At 60.6% G+C, this 5,487-nt stretch carries 5 protein-coding genes; 2 read left to right on the forward strand and 3 right to left on the reverse strand.

Annotated elements, in window-relative coordinates; all coding sequences use genetic code 11:
• Both KBA32_RS16305 and KBA32_RS16310 read left to right on the forward strand, forming a co-directional pair.
• The coding region (locus tag KBA32_RS16305) for a uroporphyrinogen decarboxylase family protein (RefSeq protein WP_294361241.1) at window positions 1-720 on the forward strand (720 nt) is incomplete at its 5' end.
• A 4-nt stretch (window positions 721-724) separates the two neighbouring features.
• Window positions 725-1,459, forward strand: a complete 735-nt coding sequence (locus KBA32_RS16310) for a vitamin B12 dependent-methionine synthase activation domain-containing protein (protein ID WP_294361242.1) — start codon at window positions 725-727, stop codon at window positions 1,457-1,459.
• 84 nt (window positions 1,460-1,543) lie between these two features.
• Here the strand turns inward: KBA32_RS16310 and KBA32_RS16315 are convergent, their stop codons facing one another.
• The 3 genes from KBA32_RS16315 to KBA32_RS16325 all read right to left on the reverse strand — a co-directional run bounded on the left by KBA32_RS16315 (window position 1,544) and on the right by KBA32_RS16325 (window position 5,221).
• Window positions 1,544-2,524 carry an ABC transporter permease gene (locus tag KBA32_RS16315; protein ID WP_294361244.1) on the reverse strand — a complete coding sequence of 327 codons (981 nt, stop codon included), beginning with the start codon at window positions 2,522-2,524 and terminating at the stop codon, window positions 1,544-1,546.
• 117 nt (window positions 2,525-2,641) lie between these two features.
• Window positions 2,642-4,192 (reverse strand): sugar ABC transporter ATP-binding protein, encoded by a 1,551-nt coding sequence (locus KBA32_RS16320; RefSeq protein WP_294361245.1) that lies wholly within the window; start codon window positions 4,190-4,192, stop codon window positions 2,642-2,644.
• Between the two features lie 90 nt (window positions 4,193-4,282).
• The gene (locus tag KBA32_RS16325; RefSeq protein ID WP_294361247.1) at window positions 4,283-5,221 is read right to left on the reverse strand and encodes a sugar ABC transporter substrate-binding protein; all 939 of its coding nucleotides are present in this window, start codon (window positions 5,219-5,221) and stop codon (window positions 4,283-4,285) included.
• Window positions 5,222-5,487: the final 266 nt, after the last annotated feature.

A 5,487-nucleotide genomic window follows, 5' to 3' on the forward strand; every position in this document is an offset into this window, starting at 1 on the left:
TCCGAAGTCGAGGCGCTGGCGATCCCGTCGTTGGACACCGGCCGCATCCCGCTCTACCTGGAAGCGGCGCGGATGGCTGCGGCCGAAGTGACTGATCGTCCCGTCTTTGCCGGCTGCATCGGACCGTTCTCGCTGGCCGGGCGGCTGTTCGGGATGACTGAGATCATGACGGAAATGCTGATGGACCCGGACGGCATCCAGCTGCTGCTGGAGAAATGCACCGCCTTCCTCGAGACGTATCTGCAAGCCTTCGCCGAAACCGGCGTGAACGGCGTCATCATCGCCGAACCGGCGGCCGGGCTGTTATCGCCGGCACAGTGCGACGAGTTCTCTTCGGTTTTCGTCCGGCGACTGATTGCCAAGGTACAGAACGAACACTTCGCGGTGGTCCTGCACAACTGCGGCAACACCGGAGGCCAGAATCAGTCGATGCTGTCGACCGGCGCCTGGGGGCTGCACTTCGGCAACAAGAACGATATGGGCAAGACGCTCGCCGAATTGCCGCGTGATGTCCTGCTGATGGGCAATGTCGATCCGGCGGGCGCTTTCCGCATGGGAACGCCCGCGGATGTTCTGGCAACGACTACGCAACTGCTTGAAGCAACCGCCGCCTACCCCAATTTCATCCTCTCTTCCGGCTGCGACATTCCGCCGCTGGTTCCGGCTGCCAACGTCGACGCGTTCCAGTTGGCGCTCGATCGCTTCAACGCGGGAAGGTAGGACGATGATCGCCGAAGCGGTACCCGAGGCGTCGGAGGTCTTCCTCTGCCGCTTTGACCACTCGCCGCCGTTGTCGAAACGGCGCATCGCGCGCGTGCTGGGGTATCGGAACGAAATCCCGGAATACGTCGCCGAAGCGATCGACACTGTGTGCGCAGATCTGCGGCACGTCAGCCACCCCATGGGCGGTTTCCGCCTGCTTGACGTCATGTGTTCGGCCGGCGGCTTCGATTGCGCCGGAAAGCACTTCGCAACCGGACCCGAAATCGCTGGTCAACTCGTCGGCGCCGAGCGGGTCGCCCTGTTCGTCGGTACAGTCGGCGCCGGGTACGAGCAGTTGCACCGACGCTACACCGAAGAGGACGAGCCCTTGCTCATCTACGCGCTCGACGCCGTCGGTTCCGAACTCGCCGAGCGCATCGCCGGCCGCATCGAGAAACTTATCGGCGCGCAGTCGAAGGCTGATGGGCTGGCCATTTCCAACCGCTACAGCCCCGGCTATTGCGGCTGGAAGGTCGCCGAGCAACACGAACTGTTCTCGCTGCTGCCGAAGGATTTCTGCGGCATCACGCTCAGTCCGTCGGCGATGATGCGGCCGATCAAGTCGGTGAGCGGCGTCATCGGGCTGGGAGCGGGAGTCAAGCACAACGCCTATCGCTGTGACCTCTGCGACATGCGCGAGACGTGCCGCGGTCGTACGCGGCCGAAGCGGTCAGTTCAGGCTGTGTCATTCGCCTGAACCGATCGCCGCGGTCTTTCTTGAAAGAAAAAAGGCTGGGCAACCTTTCGGTTGCCCAGCCTTTTTGTCTGATACAGAGGTTGCTCAAGCCGAGCGGCGATTGCGCTGGCGATACTGGTCGGCGACCACTGCTGCGACGATGATTATGCCCTTGACGATTTCCTGGTAGTACGCGTCGATACGCAGGAAGGTGAAGCCCGAGGTCATCACGCCGAGGATGATGACGCCGATGACGGTGCCGGTGATGCGTCCGGCGCCACCGTTGAGCGAGGTGCCGCCGATAACTGCGCCGGCGATCGCGTCCAGCTCATAGCCCATCCCCATGCCAGCCTGGCCAGTGATGGCGCGGGCCGAGGTGACGATGCCGGCGAGACCGGAGAGCAGGCCGGCGAGCGAGTAGACGATGACCAGGTGACGTCCGACGTTGATGCCGGAAACGCGTGCCGCCTGCCGGTTGGCGCCGATGGCGTAGGTGAATTTTCCGTAGCGGGTGTAGCGCAGGGCGACATGGAAGATCAGCGCGACGACCAGGAAGATGGCCACCGGCACGGCACCCGAGCCGATCCAGGCATAGTCTTCGGTCAGCATGCTGATCGGCGAACCGTGCGTGTACCACTTGGCGAGGCCGCGCGCCGAGACGTACATGCCGAGCGTGGCGATGAACGGCGGGATGGCGGTGTAGGAGATCAGTGAGCCATTAATCAATCCGGTCAGTGCTCCAATCGCCAAGCCAGCAAGGATCGGCCAGAAGACCGAGATGCCACCGAGCGCCGGATAGACGGCGCGGGCATAGCCGGGTTCCTGCGCCAGACTCGCCGCGACCATCGCCGTGAGGGCCAGTACCGAACCTGAGGAGAGGTCGATGCCGCCGGTGATGATGACCTGTGTGACGCCGACCGCAATGATGCCGATGACCGACATCTGCAGGATCATGACGACCAGCCGATCCTTGTTGAGCAGGAAGCTTTGCCCGACAAACATCCAGCCGAGCACTTCAAAAACCAGTGCCACACCCGCCAGCACCAGAAGAATTCTGACTTCGTTTGGAAGCTTTAACTTGCGCATTTTGTTTGTCCCCATGGTTGAATCAACCCTTGTTGCGTTACCAACTGCCATGACATCCTCCTGTTGCTTTTATGTCGGTTCAGCCTGCGGCGCCTGATCGCCGTCATGCCCTCGTGACTATTTGGCAGCCAGATCCATGATCTTCACCTGATCGGCTTCGGCTCTGTCGAGTATCCCGGTGACGCGCCCTTCGTGCATGACCAGCACGCGATCGCTCATGCCGAGTACCTCGGGCAGTTCCGACGAGATCATGATGACCGCCACGCCCTCACCGGCCAGCTTGGTGATCAGCTTGTGGATCTCGGCCTTGGCGCCGACGTCGATACCGCGCGTCGGTTCGTCGAGGATGAGGATCTTCGGCTCGGTCAGCAGCCAGCGGCCGATCAGCACCTTCTGCTGGTTGCCACCGGAAAGGTTCTCGACGCATTCGGCCATGCTCGGGGTCTTGACGCGCAGCTTGGCGCTCATTTCCTCGCAGTCCTTGGTCACCTGCGCCTGATTGACGAAGCCGGCCTTGACATACTTGCGGCCGATCAGCGCCATCTGCATGTTTTCCAGCACGTCGAGCTTGAGGAAGCAGCCCGTGTCTTTGCGGTCTTCGGTCAGGAAGGCGATACCGAGGCTCGCCGCCGTCTTCGGCTGGTCGATGGCGACGTCCTTGCCGTTGATCTGGATCGTGCCCGAGGTGGCCGGCGTGACGCCGAAGATCGTTTCGGCGACGTTGCTACGGCCGGAGCCGATCAGGCCGGCGAAGCCGAGAATTTCGCCCGAGCGCACGTCGAAGGATACGTCCCGGAAGACGCCTTCGAGACACAGGTTCTTGACCGAAAGACGGACCTCGCCGATGGGCACGGTTTCCTTCGGGAACATCTGCGTGATCTCGCGGCCGACCATCATCTGGATGATGTCGTCCCGTGTGACCTCGGCCGAGCGCCTGGTACCGATGTACTTGCCGTCGCGGAAGACGGAGACTTCGTCGGCGATCTCGAACAACTCGTTCATCTTGTGCGTGATGTAGACGATGCCTTTGCCCTGGTCGCGCAGCTTGCGGATGATCGTGAAGAGGTGGGCGACCTCGTGCTCGGTCAGTGCGGACGTCGGTTCGTCCATGATCAGCACGTCGGAGTTGTAGGAAACGGCCTTGGCGATTTCGACCATCTGCCGGTTCGAGATGCTCAAATTCTGGATTTCGATCTCTGGATCGATGTCGATGTTCAACTCATCGAACAGGGATTGCGTCCGGTCACGCAATTCGGCGTGATCGATGAAGCCGAGCGCGTTCTTTGGCTCGCGGCGGATCCAGATGTTTTCCGCCACCGTCATGAAGGGCATCAGGTTCAGTTCCTGGTGGATCATGGCGATGCCGTTCTGCAGCGCGTCGAGCGGCGAGGTCAGCCGGATTTCCTGCTCGCGCAGCCGCATGTTGCCCTGGTCCGGAATATAGACGCCGGCAACGATCTTCATCAGCGTTGATTTTCCGGCGCCGTTTTCGCCCATCAGCGCATGTACGCTGCCCGGGCGGACGCGGAAGGATACGTTGTCCAGCGCGACGACGCCCGGGAAGGCCTTGCGTACGCCGGATACTTCAAGAATGTATTCGTATTGATGCTTCTTCGCCTGGGGCTCAGCCCGTTCAACCACTGCATCAACCGTTGCAGAACCCGTCATGTATTTCTCCTTCGGTGAGTCCTGGCAGGACGGTCCGGATACCCGGTAACCGGTCCGCCCTGCCGCTTGCTTACGAATGGATCAAACGACTTAGTTCTTCGACATGTACTGGCTCAGATTGGCTGGCGTCACGAGTTCGAACGGAATCCAGACCATCGACGGGACTTTCTCGCCGTTGATGATCTTCATCGCCGTATCGACCGCGCCCTGACCCTGGCCGGCTGCGTTCTGGAAGACGGTGACCTTCAGTTCGCCAGCCTTCATCGAAGCCAGCGCGTCCTGCGTGGCGTCGACGCCGGCGACGATTGTCTTGTCCAGCATCTTCGAAGCCTTCAGTGCCTGGATGGCACCGAGCGCCATTTCGTCGTTGTTCGAAACGACGGCATCAAACTTAAGACCCGCGCTGATCCAGTTGGTCATCAGGTCGTTGCCCTCGGTGCGTTGCCACTTGGCGGTGCGCTTGTCGAGGATCTTGATGCCGCTGCATTCCGGCGTGGCGATGACGTCTTCGACGTCCTGCGTACGCTGGCGTGCGGCCTGGTTGGACAGTTCGCCCATCATGACGAGGATGTTGCCCTTGCCGCCCATCAGCTTGCACACTTCCTTCATTTCCAGCGTGCCGGAGTCAACTTCGTTCGAGCCGACGTAGGCGACCTTGGCGGGCAGCGACTTGTCGGCCGGCATGCGATTGACGTAAACCAGCGGGATGCCGGCTGAAGTGGCGAGCTTGGTCATCTTCGGCGTCGCGTCGGTATCGACTGCGTTAACGATGATGGCGTCGACTTTCTGCGCAATGAAGTTCTGGATCTGGTTCAACTGCTTGCCGACATCGCCTTGTGCATCTTCGAACTGCAGGCTGATGTCTTTCTGCGATTCCGCATACTTGCCCATGCCGTTGCGCAGAACGGTGAGGAAGTTGTCATCGAACGCGGACATGGTGACGCCGATCTTGGCGGCCAGTGCCGGAGTGCTGCTCAGGGAAAGGACAAGTAACGTCGATGCTGCAAGTGTCTTGACGATAGGCTTCATACGTATACCTCCATTGCGTAAGTCGGATATGTCCGGATCGGACAGTTATTTTGTGGCCACATGAACTCGTGGTCATTTTCATCACACATCCGCAAGGATGTGCTTCTGCGCCCCAATGATTGCGGTGAAACCTGAAAACCCCGCGACCATTTTTCCTACTGAACGAATCGGATACGTCTCATCCTGCCGGATGAGTCAGGTGGCGCGGGTCACGGTGGGTGATCTTGTTTTCGGCGCCGACTGTTTGTTTCATTCATCGCTGCAGT

Origin of the sequence: Propionivibrio sp. (genome assembly GCF_017995515.1) — a bacterium.
Classification (GTDB): Bacteria; Pseudomonadota; Gammaproteobacteria; order Burkholderiales; family Rhodocyclaceae; genus Propionivibrio.